13 protein-coding genes, 4 pseudogenes and 1 riboswitch are annotated in these 20861 nt (G+C 42.2%); of the genes and pseudogenes, 10 read left to right on the forward strand and 7 right to left on the reverse strand.

Going from position 1 to position 20861, the window contains the following annotated elements; genetic code table 11:
• Positions 1–16: 16 nt before the first annotated feature.
• Complete coding sequence (locus NXX38_RS23015) at positions 17–3190, reverse strand: TonB-dependent receptor (protein ID WP_258981303.1); 3174 nt, start codon at positions 3188–3190, stop codon at positions 17–19.
• A gap of 300 nt (positions 3191–3490) precedes the next feature.
• On the opposite strand from NXX38_RS23015, the pseudogene NXX38_RS23025 reads away from it, so the two are divergent.
• Positions 3491–5195, forward strand: a pseudogene (locus NXX38_RS23025) (DUF6377 domain-containing protein).
• Positions 5196–5545: 350 nt separating this feature from the next.
• Here NXX38_RS23025 and NXX38_RS23030 read toward each other — a convergent pair.
• Positions 5546–5833 carry a hypothetical protein gene (locus NXX38_RS23030; RefSeq protein WP_148364854.1) on the reverse strand — a complete coding sequence of 96 codons (288 nt, stop codon included), beginning with the start codon at positions 5831–5833 and terminating at the stop codon, positions 5546–5548.
• A 51-nt stretch (positions 5834–5884) separates the two neighbouring features.
• Here NXX38_RS23030 and NXX38_RS23035 point away from each other — a divergent pair, with 51 nt between their 5' ends.
• On the forward strand, positions 5885–6829 hold the full coding sequence (locus NXX38_RS23035) for a DUF5106 domain-containing protein (protein ID WP_148364853.1): 945 nt from the start codon (positions 5885–5887) through the stop codon (positions 6827–6829).
• A 149-nt stretch (positions 6830–6978) separates the two neighbouring features.
• On the opposite strand, the gene NXX38_RS23040 is transcribed toward NXX38_RS23035, so the two are convergent.
• The gene (locus NXX38_RS23040; RefSeq protein ID WP_258981309.1) at positions 6979–7152 is read right to left on the reverse strand and encodes a hypothetical protein; all 174 of its coding nucleotides are present in this window, start codon (positions 7150–7152) and stop codon (positions 6979–6981) included.
• Positions 7136–7336: riboswitch (cobalamin riboswitch) on the forward strand. Its footprint overlaps the gene before it by 17 nt.
• A gap of 182 nt (positions 7337–7518) precedes the next feature.
• Between NXX38_RS23040 and NXX38_RS23045 the strand changes: the two genes are divergently transcribed.
• From NXX38_RS23045 to NXX38_RS23070, 6 genes are all read left to right on the forward strand, one after another.
• Positions 7519–9561: a TonB-dependent siderophore receptor gene (locus tag NXX38_RS23045; RefSeq protein WP_258981312.1), complete on the forward strand. Its 2043-nt coding sequence runs from the start codon at positions 7519–7521 to the stop codon at positions 9559–9561.
• A gap of 17 nt (positions 9562–9578) precedes the next feature.
• Entirely contained in the window at positions 9579–11558 is a 1980-nt protein-coding gene (locus NXX38_RS23050) for a YncE family protein (protein ID WP_258981313.1), read from the forward strand.
• A 36-nt stretch (positions 11559–11594) separates the two neighbouring features.
• Positions 11595–12356, forward strand: coding sequence for a DUF4465 domain-containing protein (locus tag NXX38_RS23055; RefSeq protein WP_234132835.1), 762 nt, complete (start codon positions 11595–11597; stop codon positions 12354–12356).
• Between the two features lie 289 nt (positions 12357–12645).
• Positions 12646–14019 carry a tryptophanase gene (locus tag NXX38_RS23060; RefSeq protein WP_258981314.1) on the forward strand — a complete coding sequence of 458 codons (1374 nt, stop codon included), beginning with the start codon at positions 12646–12648 and terminating at the stop codon, positions 14017–14019.
• Between the two features lie 80 nt (positions 14020–14099).
• A complete protein-coding gene (locus NXX38_RS23065) occupies positions 14100–14402 on the forward strand; it encodes a GNAT family N-acetyltransferase (protein WP_148364849.1) in 303 nt (100 codons plus the stop codon).
• An 8-nt stretch (positions 14403–14410) separates the two neighbouring features.
• The gene (locus NXX38_RS23070; RefSeq protein WP_004300640.1) at positions 14411–14635 is read left to right on the forward strand and encodes a (4Fe-4S)-binding protein; all 225 of its coding nucleotides are present in this window, start codon (positions 14411–14413) and stop codon (positions 14633–14635) included.
• A 38-nt stretch (positions 14636–14673) separates the two neighbouring features.
• Here the strand turns inward: NXX38_RS23070 and NXX38_RS23075 are convergent, their stop codons facing one another.
• The 4 genes and pseudogenes from NXX38_RS23075 to mutY all read right to left on the reverse strand — a co-directional run bounded on the left by NXX38_RS23075 (position 14674) and on the right by mutY (position 18378).
• The gene (locus NXX38_RS23075; RefSeq protein WP_195649438.1) at positions 14674–15306 is read right to left on the reverse strand and encodes a 4'-phosphopantetheinyl transferase family protein; all 633 of its coding nucleotides are present in this window, start codon (positions 15304–15306) and stop codon (positions 14674–14676) included.
• Positions 15284–16640 (reverse strand): annotated as a pseudogene (locus tag NXX38_RS23080) (gliding motility-associated protein GldE). Before NXX38_RS23080 ends, NXX38_RS23075 begins: the two are co-directional and overlap by 23 nt.
• Before the next feature lie 77 nt (positions 16641–16717).
• Positions 16718–17197 (reverse strand): single-stranded DNA-binding protein, encoded by a 480-nt coding sequence (locus NXX38_RS23085; protein ID WP_195649436.1) that lies wholly within the window; start codon positions 17195–17197, stop codon positions 16718–16720.
• A 145-nt stretch (positions 17198–17342) separates the two neighbouring features.
• Positions 17343–18378, reverse strand: a pseudogene (gene mutY, locus NXX38_RS23090) (A/G-specific adenine glycosylase).
• A 210-nt stretch (positions 18379–18588) separates the two neighbouring features.
• On the opposite strand from mutY, the gene NXX38_RS23095 reads away from it, so the two are divergent.
• Both NXX38_RS23095 and NXX38_RS23100 read left to right on the forward strand, forming a co-directional pair.
• Positions 18589–18864: an HU family DNA-binding protein gene (locus tag NXX38_RS23095; protein WP_004300646.1), complete on the forward strand. Its 276-nt coding sequence runs from the start codon at positions 18589–18591 to the stop codon at positions 18862–18864.
• A gap of 281 nt (positions 18865–19145) precedes the next feature.
• Positions 19146–20721, forward strand: a pseudogene (locus NXX38_RS23100) (ribonuclease E/G).
• Positions 20722–20861: the final 140 nt, after the last annotated feature.

Consider the following 20861-nt stretch of genomic DNA (forward strand, 5'->3'; position numbering starts at 1 on the left):
GTATGCTTTATATTCATTAAAAATTAAGATTAACACCTACGGTAAAGGTACGCGCCTGAGGATAGTAACCACGGTCGATACCATTGGAACGTTCGTCACCATTGAGTTCCGGATCAAGACCTTTATAAGAAGTCATTGTCAGCAGGTTCTCGGCAGCCACATAGAAACGAAGCTTCTGAATAAAGATCTTCTGAGTCAGGTAGGACGGCAATGTATAACCCAACTGAATGTTCTTGATACGTGCGTAAGAACCATTATGGACATAAAGATCAGAAACACGCCAGTTATCATTGTTGTTTGCCCAAGAAAAACGAGGCATTGTATTGGAAGTTCCTTCACCATGCCAACGATTCATAAACTCTGCGGGAAGATTCACATAGCGGCAGTCCAGACGACGGGTTACATCCATGATTTCCTGCCCCATAGCACCTGACAGCAACATGCTGAAGTCGATATTTTTCCAGGAAGCATTGAGGTTCAAACCGAATGTCCAATCAGGAGTTCCCTTACCAATCATTGTCTTATCCTTATCATTGATCTCTCCGTTCTTGTCAAAGTCTACAAAGATTACGTCACCCGGCACTGCGTTGGGCTGCAGCTTCTGCCCTTTATCATTCACATAAGCATCAATCTGCTCCTTGTTCTGGAAGATACCGTTTGTTTTATAACCATAGAAATAAGGATATGGCATTCCGTTTTCCGCACGGGATACGTTACCAATCTGGTGAACATTGTCATACATCTCAAAGCCATCGGCATTCCCCAGATTAATCAATTCATTTTTCAGATAGCTGGCATTAGCGGATATTCCGAAGTTCCAGTCACCTTTATTGAACTTATACCCCAGCTCCAATTCAACTCCCTCATTCTTCATCGAACCAACGTTACCCCAAGGCTTGGACTCACCCAAGTAAGAAGGAATACTCATTTCCTTCAGCATGCCATTCGTCTTCTTGTAGAAATAATCCACCGTGAAAGTCAAAGCATTGTTGAAGAAGCCGAAATCCAGACCGGCATCATATTGTTCCGATTCTTCCCATTTCAAGTCCTTATTGGGAGTACCGGACGGCTTACTACCCATGACGATGCTCTGGTATCCCGGAGTGCCGAACACATAGTTGTTACCGATAGCTACATTGGCCATATAACGGAAAGCTCCGATATTTTCGTTACCGTTCTTACCCCAAGAGAGGCGCAGTTTTGTATTAGTCAACCAAGATGGACGTTGATCCATCCACTTTTCATTTGTTATGTTCCATCCTAAAGATACGGAAGGGAAGGTAGCCCATTTGTTATTAGGACCGAAGTTAGACGAACCGTCACGACGCACAGTAACCTGTAACATATAGCGTTCATCATAGTTATAGCTCAAACGACCGAAGTAGGAAGCCAACGTTGTCGGGTCAAATGCCCCACCGGTGGCATTACGTTTACCTGCAGACTGCAAACCGGTTGTGAAATCCAAGTTTGCCTTGTCCCCAATATATTCAATCATATCCATTGCATCGCCCTTTAATCCGCGTCCTGTATACTTCTTGGCCGACTGCCCCAACACAACCGCAAACGAATGAACACCAAACGTTTTGTCATACGTCAACACATTCTCAATCTGCCACGTATAGCCACGATTCATTTCAGACCACACTTTCGATTTGTCATTCGTAGCATTTTTATTCAGATAGTAAGGATGATTCCATCCGTCTTTTCCCCAGAATGCGAGGTCGGAACCCCAAGAGAATTTATATTTCAAATGATCCCAAACACTTAGTTCGGCAGCCAAAGTAGCGATAATCTTATCAGAATTATTCTTTTCATAGGGTAAGGAAAGTCTTGCAAGCGGATTAGCAAGTTCATTGAAATCACTGCTCGGCATGGAAAGCAACTGTCCGCTACGTTTGTCGTAGATAGGGTCACCATAAGTATTCCGGTCATAATTCTGAAGTTCGCTTTCATCTTTAGCGTAAACGGACATGGTAGGATCCATGAACAAAGCGTCGCCGAGCGGAGATCCGGTCAGACTGCCGGCAGTGACACCCACACTATTCACACGAGAATAAGCTATGTTCATAGAGAATGTCATCTTTTTCAGCCAATTACGTTGTTCCGATTCGTCAAACAGCGTATACATTGTGTTGCTACGCAGTGACAGACGTTGGTAGTTGGAAGCATCGTAGTTTCCCCCAATGATACCGTCCTGATCATAATATCCTAATGAAAAATAGTAATTTACCTTCTCGGAAGCACCGCTGATACTTAACTGGTGATTCTGGACCGGAGCATTATCATAGAACAAGGCGTCCTGCCAATTGGTACCCGAACCTAAAGAAGCAACCTGTTCGTAACGGGGAGCCTCGCCTGCATAATCGGCAGCCTCATTCATCAATGTAGCATATTGGGTAGCATTCAGCATATCCCGCTTCTTCCATGCACTTTGCCATCCATAAGAGAAGTCATAACTCACTTTAGTTTTGCCGATACTACCTTTCTTTGTAGTAACGAGAACAACACCATTTGCCGCACGAGCCCCATAAACGGCTCCGGAAGCTGCATCTTTCAATACTTCGATACTGGCAATATCAGCGGGATTGATATTATCAATACCACCGTCTACCGGCATACCATCAATAATGTAAAGCGGGTCGGAGTTGTTGATAGTACCAATACCACGCACACGTACTCTTGAGCTCGCTCCCGGCTGACCATTGAGGGTAGTAACTTGAACACCGGCTGCCAGACCTTTCAACGCATTGTCCACACGTGTGGGAGATGTTCTGCTCAAATCTTCGGAAGAGACCTTGGCAATAGAGGCCGTTACCACACTCTTCTTCTGAGTACCATAACCAATCACTACTATTTCATCCAAAGTTTTCGTATCTTCCCGTAAAATAATGTTGAGCGGAGCGATAGTAGCTTTCACAATTTGCGGAAGATAACCTACGTAGGTTATTTCAATCTCTACCCCCTCTTCTACATTGGAGAGAGAAAAAGCACCATCAAGATTAGTAATAGTACCGTTATTAGTACCTTTTACCAATACACTCGCACCGATAATGGGCTCACCGGTTACATCTTTTACTACTCCTTTCACAGTCTGCTGCTGGGCAAACATACCGATAGAAAAGAAAAACAGCAAGCATCCGACAGATAACATATATCTGAACGCTTGCGTCTTTTTTAAATCATTTCTCATAACACAAAATATTAAAGTTAACACTCAAATTTCTTATGACTTTTGTCAACGCAAAGATAAAACAAGTGCATATAGCCTGTATGAGCAGGTAAAGCGCAAAAGTAAACCACCGTTTTTGATAAAAATCTAATTATTAACATATTACTATAAAAAGAAGAGAGCAAAAAGTAAACTTTAATAAATAAAACGGGAAGAGGTATTCATCATCAAACGATTATATAACCTAACTTTTTCCTAAAGAACATCCGCCATATTTAAAAGGATTGACTTATATTTGTACGTCTAACCAAATATAGTACAATGAAACATCTGCTTACCTTATTACTTTTATTTACTTCTACCTTTTTGTCTGCTGACTCCCATAGTATGGAAATTGAGTCTCTTCTATCAAAATTAGATTCTTTAATCGCGCGAAAGGATGATTTCGTCGCTGCTAAAGAGGCCAAAATAAACCAACTCCATAACCAGGGACGGAATATCCGTACATCAGAAGAACGCTATTGGCTGAACAAGATGTATTACGATGAATATTCCGTTTACAATTCCGATTCCGCCATGATTTATGTAGACCAGAATCTGGACATCGCCGACAAGCTAAATAAAAAAGAATGGAAAGCGGAATGGAAAATCAAGAAGTCTTTTCTTCTGGCTGCTACCGGTTTGTTGAAGGAGGCATTAGATGAATTACGCAATGTTTCGAGCCAATTACTCACCCCTGAACTGAAAGTGGAATATTACGGACAGTTGATGTATCTGTACTCTCATTTCAGACAGTATTCAGGAGATAACAATACAAATATCCGTGAAGGATATTATGAGAAAGAAAAAAGCGTATAAAGACTCTATCTATGCCTACATCACTCCTCAAGACCCTTTCTATTTATGGTACAAAGGGTGGAAATTTCTGGGAACCACTGAAACGGAATCCATAAAGAAAGAACTCTTGAATGAAGTAGAGAGGTCATCCCTGGAAACTCGACGTGATGCAATGAATGCCTATATCCTAGCCTGCCTTTATCAGGATAGCAATCAACAAAACGAGTATTTGAAATATATGATTTATTCGGCAATGGCGGATGTGAAAACAGCAAACAAGGACATTGCTTCGCTGGAAGAGCTGTCAAAAACATTGTATGAACTGAATGATATAGACCGTGCCTATACCTATATTAATTACTGCCTCCAAAACGCCCAACTTTATCGCAACCGGGTACGTGTTATCGGCATTTCGGAAACACAAGACGCCATTCATCGGGCCTATCAGGAAAGAAATATCCGACAGGAAGCCCGTTTGCATACATTCTTGTTTCTGGTCAGTGTTCTTTCAATCATCTTATTGATTGCCATTCTCTATATCTATATGCAAATGAAGCGACTGGCATATTCACGCTCCCAACTGAATGAAAGCAATCAGTTGCTGAACAAACATGTGGACGAACTGTCGGAAACCCATCAACTGTTGGAAAAAGCAAACGGCCAGTTACAGTCGTTAAATGAACAGTTGAAAGAAACAAACGCCCAACTTCGCGAATCCAATTATGTAAAGGAAGAATATATAGGTTACGTATTTTCCATCTGTTCCAACTATATCAGCAAGTTGGACGAATTCCGTAAAAGTATTAACAGGAAAATGAAAGCCAAACAATTTGATGACATAAAAGAATTGACAGACTCTCCGATTATGGCACAGAATGAGTTGAAAGAGCTTTACCATAACTTCGACGCCATCTTTCTACATGTCTATCCCAATTTTGTCGAAGACTTCAACGCCCTGCTGCATCCCGACGAGCAGATTTTACTAAAAGATGGAGAATTACTGAATACCGAACTACGCATATATGCGCTGGTACGTCTGGGAATTAACGATAGCGTGAAGATAGCCGAATTCTTACATTGCTCTCCGCAGACGGTCTACAACAACCGACTGAAGACACGCAACAAAGCCATTGTACCGAAAGATGAGTTCGCCAATACAGTGAAAAGTCTGGGCAAAATGCAAGAATGACCACTGTGCATACTTCCTTAAAAAAGGAATATTAAAACACACGAGAATGCAATAGATTGGATCACCGTGCGGAAGATTAACTAAATGCGTAGCATTTTCCTTCAGCGGAATCCTATATTTTACATTTTAGAACGTTTTTCTTTCAACACAAAAGTAATTTACCACTATATGACTCTTTTGGAAAGACAAATCATCGGTATACGGTCTTTTTGCCATTTTCCTTTTATCACCCGGCGAAGACCAACCAGCTCAAAAAAGTCCCTTTTTATGCCTTCGCAGCTTCCTCACCGAGAAACCAAAGGTTTGTCGGTGAGAAACAGAAGGTTCATCGGTGAGAAACCAAAGCTATATCAGTAAGAAATGGAGGCTTTACTTACCCCCAAAAGTGCATATTCCTCGCTAAAACATACAAAATAAGCCGGAGTTTCTGCATATTCTTGCATTTGTTTATGCAATTTGTCTTCTGGTTTAATCATGTTGAAGTATTCTTTTTCGATGGAAATCTTAAAAACAGAACATGATCCTCTTTCCAGCTCATCCTTTCCCGAACTTCGCAAATTCACCATTTGAAACTCCGGTAACTGAAAAAAAGATGATTTTTTTGATAAAAATAAAAAGAAAGTTATCTTTGTCTTCAATACATGTATACTTCAATGCACATACATAAGTTAAACGAAAAATAGCAAGTCATGAAAACGAATATAAATATCCTATTTACTTTGTGTATTCTCCTTCTTTGTGCCTGCAAAAGTGGAAACGCTTCCAATCAATGTGAAAACGAAGCTCCCCGGGATACTATTACAACCTTCACCCTGCCCGCCATCCCGCAAATGATGACAGCTCCGGAGCAACGTGCAGAATTCCTCGTGAAGCACTATTGGGATCATGTCAACTTCGCCGACACCAATTACATCCACCACCCCGAAATAACCGAACAAGCCTGGGCGGACTATTGTGACATACTGAATCACGTCCCGTTGAAAACCGCACAAGAAGCCATGCGGAAAACAATCGAGCAAACGAACGCAGACAAAAAGGTATTCACCTACATCACCGATCTGGCCGATAAATATCTCTACGACCCCAACTCCCCCATGCGTAACGAAGAATTCTACATCCCCGTATTAGATGCTATGTTAACTTCCCCCCTGCTAGAGGAAATAGAAAAAGTACGTCCCAAAGCCCGCCGGGAATTAGCCCAGAAAAACCGCATCGGCACCAAAGCCCTGAACTTCAACTACACGCTGGCTTCCGGCGCGCAAGGTTCCCTCTACCAACAACAAACGGATTACATCCTGCTATTCATCAACAACCCAGGTTGCCATGCCTGCACAGAAACGATAGATGCCCTGAAAAACGCCCCTATCATCAACCAACTTCTGGAACAAAAGAAACTAACAGTCCTCTCCGTCTATCCTGACGAAGAACTGGACGAATGGCGCAAACATCTGAACGAATTCCCCAAAGAATGGATCAACGGATACGACAAGAAATTCGCCATCAAAGAACAACAACTATACGACTTGAAAGCAATCCCCACCCTCTACCTTTTGAATAAGGAAAAAACTGTGCTCTTAAAAGACGCCCCCGCACAAGCCATCGAAGAATACCTACTAATGAAAAGCGAACAGTAAACATACACTATACGAACTAACATAGGACACTTGATTAACATAGAAAAAATAGTGACGGTATATGGCAAGGATACCGTTAGTATCTTGAGCATATACCGTCACTATTTATATCGGATAGCGTCACCATTTTTCCAAAGTCCCACCAACGCTTACCCCTCCCCCACACCCACCTCACGAACACACCGCATGGTTTCCCGGCCTCGTTTTTCAGCGTCAAGCGCAGGTATTTTCTTTTTTGGTTCTTTCTCTTTCGTATCAAGACGAAAGAAAAAGAACACTCCCCCTTGCAAAAGCGAAATAAACTCCCTATCTTTGTCACGCATTGGTTCGCGACTCCCATGCGGGGGAAGCGATTAAAAGGGAATCAGGTGCAAATCCTGAACAGTCCCGCTGCTGTAAGTTCCATGTATGTTACAAGCAATTCACTCATTGCCACTGGAGACTAATCCGGGAAGGCGTTTGTAGCAGGAACAAGTCAGAAGACCTACCATGCAAATATGTTTCACTGCTTTCGAGGAAAAAGCGTTGAGTCTAATGAACGGGACAAGTCGTCCATCATTTCATTCATCACTCTGATTCAGAGAAAGTGTGTTAAAACGAATAAACTCTGCCAAGTTTATTTATGCGTGTCCGGTCGAAGGGATTTCGCCCGGACACTTTTAAATAGCAATAGACTGAAAAAGGAATAAATGAAAGAGAGAACATTTAAGAAAATGATCTTTGCAGTATTCTGCTGCCAATTCTTATCCATATCACTTTTTGCACAACAGCAAAAGGTAGATACGACACATACATATTCTATTCCTGAAATAACAGTATCAGATATCTACCAGACTCGCGAAGTACGTTCAACCGCTCCCCTGCAAGTATTCTCCAAAGACGCCCTGAAAAACCTGCACGCCCTGCAAGTCTCCGACGCAGTGAAACACTTTGCGGGAGTGACCGTAAAAGACTACGGAGGTATCGGCGGACTGAAAACTGTATCTATACGAAGCCTGGGAGCACAACATACTGCTGTCGGCTATGACGGAATTACCCTGACCGATTGCCAAACCGGGCAAATCGACATCGGGCGTTTCTCACTCGATAACGTAGACCGACTTTCTCTAAACAACGGACAAAGCGATAATATCTTCCAACCTGCCCGCTTCTTTGCAGCAGCAGGCATACTGAATATACAAACACTTACCCCACTATTCACGAAGGACAAAAAGACCAACATAGCAGGAGCTTTCAAAACAGGTTCCTGGGGATTAGTCAATCCCTCCCTCCTGCTGGAACAACAATTCAATAAAACATGGAGCATATCAGTCAGTGGCGAATGGATGTCCTCTGACGGACATTATCCATATACACTGCGCTATGGAAGTGCAGAAGGAGATCTGTCCTCACGCGAGAAACGGAAAAATACAGACGTACAGACATTCCGTGCTGAAGCCGGACTTTACGGCAACTTCTCCGATAAAGAACAATGGCGGTTGAAAGCCTACTACTTCCAGTCCTCCCGGGGACTACCCAAAGCTACCACTTTCTACAACGACCATTCTACCCAACACCTGTGGGATAAAAACACTTTCATACAAAGTCAATACAAGAAAGAATTCAGCCAACAATGGGTATTCCAAACCTCTGCCAAGTGGAATTGGAGCTATCAACGGTACCTGGACCCCGATACAAAGAACTCATTAAAGAAAACAGAAAACAGCTACTACCAGCAAGAATATTACCTTTCCGCTTCTGTACTATACAGACTGTTGAGCAACCTCTCATTCTCTCTTTCCACCGACGGAAGCATCAACACCATGAACGCCGATCTAAACAACTTTGTACATCCCACGCGCTATTCATGGCTAACGGCATTCGCCGGCAAATACGTGAATGACTGGTTAACAATCTCCGCATCCGCATTGGCAACCGTTATCAATGAAGATGTAAAGAAAGGCGGCAGTGCCGGCAATCACCGTAAACTAACCCCTTATGTAAGTGCCGCATTCAAACCTTTTCATCATGAAGAATTCCGTGTACGCTTCTTCTATAAAGATATTTTCCGCCTGGCAAGTTTCAACGACTTATATTACGAAGAAGTAGGAAACACACAACTAAAGCCGGAAAAAGCCAAACAATACAACATCGGACTGACATACAGCAAGAATGTATGCCCATTCCTACCCTATTTGTCAGCAACCGTCGATGCTTATTATAATAAGGTAACAGATAAAATCATCGCTTACCCTACCAAGAACCTTGCAGTATGGAGCATGAAAAACCTGGGACAAGTTGACATCAAAGGCATTGATGCTACAGGAAGTCTCTCCCTCCAACCCTGGGAAAAAATCCGCATCAACCTCTCGGGTAACTATACATACCAACGAGCATTAGACGTTACCCCACCCGATCCAAACACGTATGAATCGACATACAAACACCAGATAGCCTACACTCCCCGTGTCTCCGCTTCGGGGCAGGCAGGCATTGAAACACCATGGATCAATCTGTCTTACTCATTCCTATTTTCAGGAAAGCGCTACGCGTTGGGACAAAACATTGCCGAAAACAGATTGGATAGTTATAGCGACCACAGTATTTCTGCAAGCCGCGATTTCCAGATAAGAAAAGTCACCACCTCTTTCAGCGTGGAAGTACTGAACCTGATGGACAAGAATTACGAAATTGTGAAATACTTCCCAATGCCCGGACGATCTGTAAGAGCGACAATAAAAATAAGATATTAAATATTATAAAATAGGATATGGTCGTGAAAAGGAAATTAATATATATATTCTGGTGCTGGCTGTCATTGATCTTGTTATTCATGGCATGTGATGACATGGAAGACAAACCTTTCACATCAGGCATTATAGGTGATCCGACAGAAACGGGTACCGCTGAATTATATGTATTATGTGAAGGACTGTTCAACCAGAATAACAGCTCATTGGCACGTTTCTCTTTCGGCAATCAACAAATGGTTCGTGATTACTTCAAAGCAGTCAACCACCGGGGATTAGGAGATACAGCCAACGATATGGCTATTTATGGAAGCAAGGTGTATGTCGTAGTCAACATCTCCAGTACAGTAGAAGTGATAGATTTTCGTACAGGAACCTCATTGAAACAAATTCAGATGCAGGCAGAAAATGGGAGTTCCCGCCAACCACGCTATATCGCTTTTCATAAAGATAAAGCATACGTATGTTCCTATGACGGAACCGTTGCACGTATAGATACAACCTCCCTTTCCATAGATGCCATCACATCAGTGGGACGTAACCCTGACGGCATTTGTGTACAAAACGAAAAGCTATATATTTCCAATTCCGGCGGATTGGATTATTCATCAGGGCTGGGTGTAGATAATACAGTATCCGTTGTCGATATTGCCACATTCAAAGAAAGTAGCAAAATTACAGTAGGCCCGAATCCCGGTAAAATAATAGCAGGTCCGGATGAAACCGTCTATGTAGCCACCCGTGGCGAAGATATAGAAGCCGGAGATTATAATTTCGTCAAGATAGACTGCCGGACAAACAAAGTCACTCAATCTAACGAGAAAGTGCAAAACTTCGCCATCGACGGAGATATAGCCTATCTATACAATTACAACTATACCACACAGACTTCTTCTATCAAGATGTTCAATCTGAAAACAGAAGAAACAATCCGTGAGAATTTCATAACCGATGGAACTGTGATAAAAACACCTTACGGTATCAATATCAACCCGTACAGCAACAATGTATATATCACCGAAGCACGCGATTACACCACTTACGGCGACTTACTTTGTTTCAACCAACAAGGACAACTCATGTTCCGCCTGAACAACATCGGACTTAACCCGAATACCATCGCATTCAGTGACAAAGCCTCACAAAGCAATATTGACGATAATGACGATGACACGGAAAACCCTCTAGCTTTCGCCAATAAAGTATGGGAATACCGTCCTGCTCCCGGACAATTTATCAATACTACCACATCAGCATACAAGGATGGATTTACCTACGATGAAATATTGGAAGAAGCAACCCGCAGAATCCGGCAAAAATCGCTTATTACATTAGGAGGATTCGGTGGCTACATTGTTTTAGGATTCCCACAGCCCATTCCAAATGTAACGGGAGAATATGACTTCAAGGTAAGAGGTAATGCTTACTACAATTCCAAAACCGGAACAGGAAAACTGGGAGGAAGTGCAGAACCGGGAATTGTATTCGTATCCAAAGATGCAAACGGTAATGGAAAACCTGATGACGAATGGTATGAACTGAAAGGCAGCGAATATGGGAAAGACACAGAAACCCGAGGATATGAAATAACCTATTACCGTCCAAACCCAGCCAACCAAAAGGTGCTCTGGAAGGACAATCAAGGCAATGAAGGATATATTCTCCGCAATAGTTTCCACAATCAGGAATCCTATTATCCACTTTGGATAGAAGATAATGAAATCACATTCCGGGGAACACGCCTAAAAGACAATGCCGTTCCGGAAAATGGATTATGGGTAGGATATTGTTATCCATGGGGATATGCAGACAACCATCCCAACACCAAGGAAGAAAGTAATTTCAAGATAGATTGGGCTGTGGATGGTAACGGCACACCAGCCGACTTGGATCAAATCGACTTCGTAAAGATTACGACTGCAGTCAACCAGGATGCAGGACAAATGGGTGAAATATCCACCGAAGTCACAACCGTTGAAAACTTACATTTCAAAAAATAATCAACAATTAATTAATAATTAAAATCAGAAAAGAACATGAAGAAATTATCCTTATTATTACTGTTATCAGTATTTGTATTTTGCGGCTGTAGCGATGATGACGATGATGTAAAAAACGAAGTGGTTGCCAGTTTTGAAAATAAATTAACAAAAGCAGAGAGTGAATTTACTCCCACAGGTGATCAACCAACAGGCTATGATATTCTCGAGACAAGTATCAAAGATAATCAGAATCTAATTGAATGTAATCATTATTATGCAGCATGGGGACTTGCTGGAGGATTTACTTACACCAATAAAACTGACATTACCACTCCCGGATCTGCTAATAGCAGTGCTATTACAGGAAAAGGTAAAAATGGGACAACCTATCTCACTGCATATACCAGTAGCTTTAACACTGCAAAGATTACTAATCTCAAAGGAGAATATGCATTTAAAGGAGCATGGGTTACTAATACAACTTATGCATATCTAGCCATCAAAAACGGAGACGATGGACAAGATCCATCTATGGTAAAGAAATTCGCCAATGGTGACTGGTATAAAATAACAGCTGTTGGTTACAGAGCCAATGACAATGAAATAGGAAGAGTCGATTTCTATCTTGCCGATTTCAGAAACGGAAAAACCGAAATTGTAAACACATGGCAATGGTTTGATTGGAGCAGTATTAAAAATGCTGATTATATTAAATTTGAAATGAGTTCCACTGATAATTCAGAATATGAAGGAGTATCTTATATGAACACTCCTTCTTATTTCTGCCTTGACGGTATTACACTTATCGAGGACTAAACAACCACTGTTCAATTGATATCAATCGGTTATATACTTATTTCTAATCAGCCTATTGATTACCAATAATCAAATTTATAATCATATTCAATCGAATGCATAATTTTAAAGAGCCGGATATTCTTTTAAGGAATCCGGCTCTCTTTATATCTACCTATTACAAATTGATATATTACTAGCCCATGGAGAAGTAATTCCAATAGTTACAACTTACAAAAAGTCATCACATATTTGCTAATCACGCAAATTTTAGCTACATTCGTCGTTCAAAACTATTAAATCTACGACAATGGAATTACCTTTTGCTGAATCATGGAAAATAAAGATGGTAGAACCCATCCGGAAAAGCACACGTGAAGAGCGCGAGCAATGGATTAAAGAAGCACATTATAATGTCTTTCAACTCAAATCAGAACAAGTTTATATAGATCTCATCACCGACTCGGGAACCGGAGCGATGAGCGACCGCCAATGGGCAGGAATGATGCTAGGTGATGAAAGCTATGCCGGAGCGACCTCATTCTTCAAGTTGAAAGAGATGATTACGAAACTAACAGGATTTGAATACATCATACCAACCCATCAGGGACGTGCCGCTGAAAATGTCCTTTTCTCTTATTTGGTACATGAAGGAGACATTGTGCCCGGAAACTCGCATTTTGACACCACCAAAGGACACATTGAGGGACGTCATGCCATCGCATTAGACTGCACCATCGATGCAGCCAAACAAACCCAACTAGAAATACCGTTTAAAGGAAATGTAGACCCTGATAAATTACAGAAAGCCCTCACAGAATACGCAGAACGGATTCCTTTTATCATCGTCACCATCACCAACAATACAGCCGGAGGACAACCCGTCTCCATGCAAAACTTGTACGAAATACGTGCCATTGCCGACAAATATGGCAAACCCGTACTTTTCGACTCTGCACGTTTTGCCGAGAACGCCTACTTCATCAAAATGCGCGAAGAAGGTTACCGAGACAAAACTATCAAAGAAATCACACGGGAAATGTTCTCTCTTGCCGATGGCATGACAATGAGCGCCAAGAAAGACGGAATCGTCAATATGGGCGGATTTATTGCCACGCGGTGTGCAGACTGGTATGAAGGTGCAAAAGGTTTCTGTGTACAATACGAAGGCTATCTCACCTACGGAGGCATGAACGGACGGGATATGAACGCCCTCGCCATCGGACTGGACGAAAACACCGAATTCGACAACCTCGAAACACGTATCAAACAAGTGGAATACCTGGCAAAGAAACTGGATGAATACGGAATCCCTTACCAACGCCCGGCCGGAGGACACGCCATCTTCATTGATGCGCCTAAAGTGCTGACACATGTTCCTCGAGAAGAATTCCCAGCGCAGACGCTAACCATAGAACTTTACCTGGAAGCCGGTATCCGTGGATGCGAAATCGGCTATATCCTTGCCGACCGTGATCCGGTGACCCATGAAAACCGCTTCAACGGTCTTGACCTACTCCGCCTCGCCATTCCCCGCAGAGTATATACCGACAATCACATGAATGTAATAGCTGCCGCCCTCAAAAATGTATATGAACGCAGAGAAAGCATCACTCATGGAGTACGTATCGCCTGGGAAGCTCCCTTAATGAGACACTTCACAGTCCAATTGGAAAGATTATAAACTTGGAGAATATTTGTTCGCGTAAAACAAAAGTGTTCTCCAAGTGTTTATGTTATAATCGAACTTAATACGTAAAAATTATGGCAGAAGATCATAAATTAATAGACAACGAAGAAAAACATCGGTATGAGTTTCAGATCGATGGCAAAATAGCTGAAATAGACTATATCAAATCAAACAATGGAGAAATATACCTTGTACATACCGAAGTACCCGCTTCATTAGGCGGCAAGGGAGTAGGCTCACAACTTGCAGAAAAAGCATTGGCAGACATCGAGCGACAAGGTCTACGCTTGGTACCGCTTTGCCCGTTTGTAGCCGGTTACATTCACAAACATCCGGAATGGAAGCGAATTGTAATGCGTGGTATTCATATTAAATAAATACATATATGGGAAAAAAAATTGAATATACCAATGGTGAACTGACCATTGTGTGGCAGCCTGAATTATGTCAGCATGCCGGAATATGTGTAAAGATGCTACCCAATGTTTATCATCCAAAAGAAAGACCCTGGGTACAAATCGAAAATGCGACAACAGAAGAATTAATTGCACAAATCGGCAAATGTCCGTCAGGAGCATTGAGCTATCGACTTAATAAAAAAGAGAAATAACACACCGAGAAAAGAGCTTCACACACTTCTTCATTCGTTCAATTCAATGTCCACGTCAATACAAAGTCCGGACAGATACGATAACCGACAGAATAAAGTTCTTGCTGCTCCGTAGCCAACTCCTGAACCTGAAACGTCCCCTCCGCTTGAGGAATAAAATGCGTCAACCGGAGTTTACGAAGATCAGCATCCGCATTTTCCATCCGCTTGAAAACAGCTTCCTTTGCCGACCAATGCAATAACAGCCCCCAGGTTATATCTCCCAGATAAGATTCTACTTGCTCGTCAGGACGGATATAACGGTCGGATACCTTGTGAACCCGTTGAGCATATTGTTCAATGTCAATGCCTACCGGAACCGAAGAAGCAAGCATCACCGCCACATAACCTTTCGTATGAGAAATACTGATAAAAAAAGAATGATCTGTGAGATAAGGTTTCCCCTCCGAAGAATAACCGATTTCCTTATCCTCCTGCAACATGGAATACAACAGAACACGAACCGACAACCATTCCATCTTACGACGTTCGGAGACAAAGCGATTCAATTCCTGCTCACAGAAAGCTCTTCGCGCACCGGGCAAAAGAAGCAATAAAGCATCCAAAGACTCTTCCATCTTCCAGACAGCCCACTGTATGCCATTCGTCTTATACTGCAGAAACAACGCCATCTTCCACTTCCTTCGGCAGAATTGTGAACTTAACTTTCAATATACGGCGACTATCCATTTCGAGCACTTCAAACTCATAATTGTGATACGTCACTTTCTCATGCAGCACCGGGAATTCACCTTTAATTTCGAGCAACATACCTGCCAATGTATCTGCATCACCCACCACCTTTTCAAATTCGTCTTCGTCTACTTTTGCAATCTTATAGAAATCCGTCAACTGCGTTTTCGCTTCAAATATCCAAGTATGGTCATTCAAAACAACGTATGTACGCTCTTCATCATCGTATTCGTCGTGAATTTCCCCTACAATCTCTTCGATAATATCCTCCATCGTTACCAGTCCGGAAGTTCCTCCAAACTCATCCACAACGATAGCAATATGAATCTTATTCGCCTGGAAGTCACGTAGCAAATCATCAATCATCTTCGTCTCCGGCACAAAATAAGCCGGGCGAATCAATGACTGCCAACGGAAATTATCCCCCTTATTGACATGAGGCAGAAGATCTTTAATATACAGCACCCCCTTGATATTATCCCGTGAACCGGAATAGATAGGAATACGTGAATAAGCATTTTCAATGATACACAGCATCACCTCCTTGAAAGACGTACGGATATCCAAATCGACCATATCCAGGCGTGATGTCATCACCTCCTTCACGGTTTCCCCACCGAAACGGATAATGCCCTCCAGAATATTATTCTCTTCAGAAAGCTCCGCTTTATCCGTCAGTTCCAACGCGTGCGACAGTTCATCCACAGAAATATTGTGACTCTTCTTAGCAAAATGCTTATTCAGAAAAATTGTCGAACGCACAAGCACAGTAGCTATCGGACGGAATACCTTCTCCAGAAAGTAAATTCCCGGTGCCGAAAAACGGCAAAAGGCTAATGTTTTCTGTGCCGAATAGATCTTTGGCATAATTTCACCGAACAACAACAGCAGGAAAGTCAGGATGACGGTCAGTATCAGGAACTCTGCCAATGGAGAATGGAAGACAAACACATTCATAAAGAAGAAGTTGCAGAGCATGATAATGGTCACATTCACAAAATTGTTCGTAATCAATATCGTTGCCAAGAGGCGTTCTGAATCACCCAACAGGGCACTTATTTTTTTCATCGGAAGGATGATTGTGTTCATCAATATCATTCCGGTCGGAAGGAGTAAGTGAGAAAAAAGCTATTTCGGAAGCCGAAGCAAAGCCGGAAGCAAGCAGGAGCACACCTGCCAGCACTATGGCAATAATAGCAGAGATAGAAGGAGTGTTTACGGTAATACCGTTGAAAATGTCAGCCAACTGGCTTAAATAACCATCTGAGTCCAAAGAGTTTATATTTTAGTTAAACAAAAGATAATGTGCCAATGAGTTAGAAAAAATCGATTGGCACACTATCACATTATTTAGAACGGCAAATCATCTGCCGGATTATCTTGTACAGGTTGCGCCTGCGACTGCTGCGTTTGTTGCGGCTGGCCGGCAACCGGTTGTTGCTGCTGTCCCGTAGCAGGCTGTCCGGAAGCAGAAGCTCCCGCACCCGGATTGGCTCCTTTCGGAGACAACATTTCCATATTATCCACATAAATTTCAGTGATATAGCGCATAGCACCCGACTGGTCGCTGTAAGAACGCGTTCTTATCTTCCCTTCCAGATATAGTTTGTCACCTTTGTGCACATATTTATCTACAATCTCCGCCAAACGGTTAGATGCAACGATATTATGCCATTCTGTTCTTTCGGGAATCTGGGTTCCATTAGCCAACGTATATCCACGATCCGTCGTAGCCAATGGGAAAGTTGCCACTGCCGAACCTGTATCGAAGTATTTCACCCGAGGATCTTGTCCTACGTTTCCTATCAATATCACTCTATTTACTGACATATCTGTATCAAGTTTATGATTCTTTAAATTAAATCCGCTGCCAAAATTAAACAGAATAACAATAGGATGCAAGAATTTTAAGTATTAAAGTTTTAAGTATTAGGCTGTGCCATAAACTGGATGGTTAATACTTAATACCTAATACTTAATACTTGATTAAGTTTTGTACCAGCTTTGAAATAGCGTACTGCTCCAGTTCCTCTACTTTTATTTTCTGGAAATTACCGAAAGAAGTCAAATTTTCAGAGATTGTTACTTCCATACAGATTAGCATAAATCACCCGGTGAGACAACACATGCTTCACTTCCCTGCAAACAGAACGCACCACCGGCACTTCCCCCGACGCAAAGAATGCACGGAATTCCGGCAAAGCAAGAAACTCTTCCTCCGAAAGAGCCGTCGGAGTTTCTATCAATGGCAATTCGAACAAATTCTTCCAAATATCATTTCCTGTTCGTTTATTTATAAAGGTATACGCGCCCGCACGTACATAAATATAATTGAAGTAACGGTTGGTAGTCTTTGTTTTGTGCTGTTTCACCGGAAGCTTTGTCACCAACCCCTTCGAAAGTGCCGAACAACCGCCTGCCAACGGACAGAACAAACAGTTGGGCGACTGCGGAGTACACTGAATTGCTCCGAAATCCATTATCCCCTGATTATAAACAGCCGGATGCTTTTTATCCAACATCTCGTCTGCCAATGCTGCAAAAAGTTTCTTTCCCTCCGTCGAATCAATCGGAGTATCTATACCGAAATAACGTGAAAGCACCCGATACACATTGCCATCCACCACCGCATAGGGCATGCCGTAAGCAAACGAACAGATAGCCGCCGCCGTGTACTCCCCCACTCCTTTCAGAGCCAGCACTTCCGGATATGTTTTCGGGAAAACACCATTCATGCTTTTGGCGGCGGCATGAAGATTGCGGGCACGCGAATAATACCCCAACCCCTGCCAATACTTCATCACCTCATCCTCATCCGCAGCGGCCAAAGTCTGTACATCGGGAAAACGCTTGATAAAGCGAAGAAAATAATCATACCCCTGCGCCACCCGCGTCTGTTGAAGAATAATCTCCGAAATCCAGATCAAATACGGATCGGCAGACTCCCTCCAAGGCAATTCACGTTTATTCTCTTCATACCACTCTACAATCGTTTTCGTAAACTCGTTCATATCCTCTCTACTAATGTATTATCTAACATTTATCTTGTATATCCTACTCAAAAGGCACACAAAAGTAACTCTTTTAGCTCTAAGAAAACCCTATGCCACTATTTTTTTAGAAAAATGTGCAGAATATATTTTTTAGGAGCTTAAAAAGCTATATATTTGCAGTCCAAAAAATTAGCAATAACATAGTAATAATATTTTTTTTAAGGAAAAATGACTAAAGCAGATATTGTAAACGAGATTACAAAGAAAACTGGGATTGACAAGCAGACAGTTCTTACAACAGTTGAAGCATTTATGGATGCAGTAAAGGATTCGCTGTCTAATGATGAGAATGTATACCTGCGTGGGTTTGGTAGTTTCGTAGTAAAGAAAAGAGCACAGAAGACTGCTCGCAACATTTCTAAAAATACTACGATTATTATTCCGGAGCACAACATTCCGGCTTTCAAACCGGCTAAGACATTTACAATTTCAGTAAAGAAATAATAAACAAGAGTATTAACCCATAAAATGTGAAGCTATGCCAAGCGGAAAAAAGAAAAAAAGACATAAAATGTCTACGCACAAGCGTAAAAAAGACTAAGAAAGAACAGACATAAAAGCAAAAAATAATTTTTAAGTCTGGATCACACAGAAATAAAGAACAAACTTGCGAAGCCAATGTCTTTCAAGTTTGTTCTTTGTTTAAGTAGCTAACCCAAAATGAACATTTTGTAAAAAAAGTTGTTCATATAAATGAGATTCAATCAATAATAAGGAAACAAACAGTGACAAGTGAACTAGTAGTTGACGTACAGCCCAAAGAGGTCTCCATCGCCCTTCTCGAAGATAAGAGCCTGGTGGAACTTCAAAGCGAAGGAAGAAATATTTCTTTCTCTGTGGGCAATATGTATTTGGGACGTATCAAGAAATTGATGCCCGGACTCAATGCATGCTTTGTAGACGTCGGTTACGAGAAAGACGCTTTCCTTCATTATCTGGACTTGGGTCCTCAATTTAACTCACTCGAAAAGTTTGTAAAGCAGACTTTAAGCGACAAAAAAGAAGCTGACCTCCATCAGCAAAGCAACCCTGCTTCCCGACCTTGACAAGGATGGAACTGTATCCAACACACTCAAGGTAGGACAAGAAGTAGTGGTGCAAATCGTTAAGGAACCGATCTCCACTAAGGGGCCGCGACTGACGTCCGAAATTTCGTTTGCCGGACGCTATCTCGTACTGATCCCTTTCAATGATAAGGTTTCGGTATCGCAAAAAATTAAATCGAGCGAAGAACGCGCCCGCCTGAAACAGCTGCTGATGAGCATCAAGCCGAAAAACTTCGGTGTCATTGTCCGCACGGTAGCCGAAGGCAAACGCGTAGCCGAACTCGACGGAGAGCTTAAAGTCTTGGTTAAGCATTGGGAAGATGCGATGGTAAAAGTACAAAAAGCCACCAAGTACCCGACGTTGATTTATGAAGAAACCAGCCGCGCCGTAGGTTTGTTGCGCGACCTCTTCAACCCATCATTTGAGAATATTCACGTCAACGACGAGGCTGTGTACAATGAAATTAAAGATTACGTATCACTGATTGCGCCCGACCGGGCTAATATCGTGAAACTGTACAAAGGCCAACTTCCCATTTACGACAATTTCGGTATCACCAAGCAGATTAAATCATCGTTTGGTAAAACAATCTCTTACAAGAGTGGTGCCTATCTGATTATTGAGCACACTGAGGCGCTTCACGTAGTAGACGTGAACAGCGGCAACCGCACCAAGAATGCCAACGGGCAGGAAGGTAACGCACTCGAAGTAAATCTGGGAGCCGCCGACGAGCTGGCCCGCCAACTGCGATTAAGAGATATGGGTGGTATCATTGTCGTCGACTTCATTGATATGAATGAAGCCGAAAACCGTCAAAAGCTTTATGAACGAATGTGTGCCAATATGCAGAAAGACAGGGCACGGCATAATATTCTGCCGCTTAGCAAATTCGGGCTAATGCAGATTACACGCCAACGTGTGCGTCCGGCAATGGACGTCAACACGACCGAAATCTGTCCTACTTGCTTCGGCAAAGGCACCATCAAATCGTCCATTCTCTTTACGGACACTTTGGAGAGTAAAATTGATTACCTGGTCAATAAACTGAAGGTTAAGAAATTCTCGTTACACGTCCATCCGTATGTTGCCGCCTACATCAATCAGGGACTCGTTTCCCTGAAACGGAAGTGGCAAATGAAATATGGATTCGGTATTAAGATTATTCCAAGTCAGAAACTCGCATTCCTGCAATATGTGTTCTATGATACACATGGAGAGGAAATCGATATGAAGGAAGAAATCGAAATCAAATAGACAGAAAAGGCGGCTCGTTAGGTACGGGTCGCCTTTTTGTTTATTCTATTTTTCTTCAACTATCCATTTTTCAAGATTACGGATTTCCGCACTGAAATTGATTCCTATTTTAAAAAGCTTCCGTCCATCCATCAAGATTC

This window comes from Bacteroides sp. BFG-637 (assembly GCF_024793605.1).
GTDB classification, from domain to species: Bacteria; Bacteroidota; Bacteroidia; order Bacteroidales; family Bacteroidaceae; genus Bacteroides; species Bacteroides vicugnae.

What these genes read in the sequence shown, in the direction of transcription:
- NXX38_RS23040 (WP_258981309.1), bottom strand. Translation starts at nt 7,152, where the DNA reads ATGCGTGACAAAGATAGGGAGTTTATTTCGCTTTTGCAAGGGGGAGTG.
- NXX38_RS23075 (WP_195649438.1), bottom strand. Translation starts at nt 15,306, where the DNA reads ATGGCGTTGTTTCTGCAGTATAAGACGAATGGCATACAGTGGGCTGTC.
- NXX38_RS23015 (WP_258981303.1), bottom strand. Translation starts at nt 3,190, where the DNA reads ATGAGAAATGATTTAAAAAAGACGCAAGCGTTCAGATATATGTTATCT.
- NXX38_RS23060 (WP_258981314.1), top strand. Translation starts at nt 12,646, where the DNA reads ATGGAATTACCTTTTGCTGAATCATGGAAAATAAAGATGGTAGAACCC.
- NXX38_RS23095 (WP_004300646.1), top strand. Translation starts at nt 18,589, where the DNA reads ATGACTAAAGCAGATATTGTAAACGAGATTACAAAGAAAACTGGGATT.
- NXX38_RS23035 (WP_148364853.1), top strand. Translation starts at nt 5,885, where the DNA reads ATGAAAACGAATATAAATATCCTATTTACTTTGTGTATTCTCCTTCTT.
- NXX38_RS23070 (WP_004300640.1), top strand. Translation starts at nt 14,411, where the DNA reads ATGGGAAAAAAAATTGAATATACCAATGGTGAACTGACCATTGTGTGG.
- NXX38_RS23085 (WP_195649436.1), bottom strand. Translation starts at nt 17,197, where the DNA reads ATGTCAGTAAATAGAGTGATATTGATAGGAAACGTAGGACAAGATCCT.
- NXX38_RS23050 (WP_258981313.1), top strand. Translation starts at nt 9,579, where the DNA reads ATGGTCGTGAAAAGGAAATTAATATATATATTCTGGTGCTGGCTGTCA.
- NXX38_RS23065 (WP_148364849.1), top strand. Translation starts at nt 14,100, where the DNA reads ATGGCAGAAGATCATAAATTAATAGACAACGAAGAAAAACATCGGTAT.
- NXX38_RS23045 (WP_258981312.1), top strand. Translation starts at nt 7,519, where the DNA reads ATGAAAGAGAGAACATTTAAGAAAATGATCTTTGCAGTATTCTGCTGC.
- NXX38_RS23055 (WP_234132835.1), top strand. Translation starts at nt 11,595, where the DNA reads ATGAAGAAATTATCCTTATTATTACTGTTATCAGTATTTGTATTTTGC.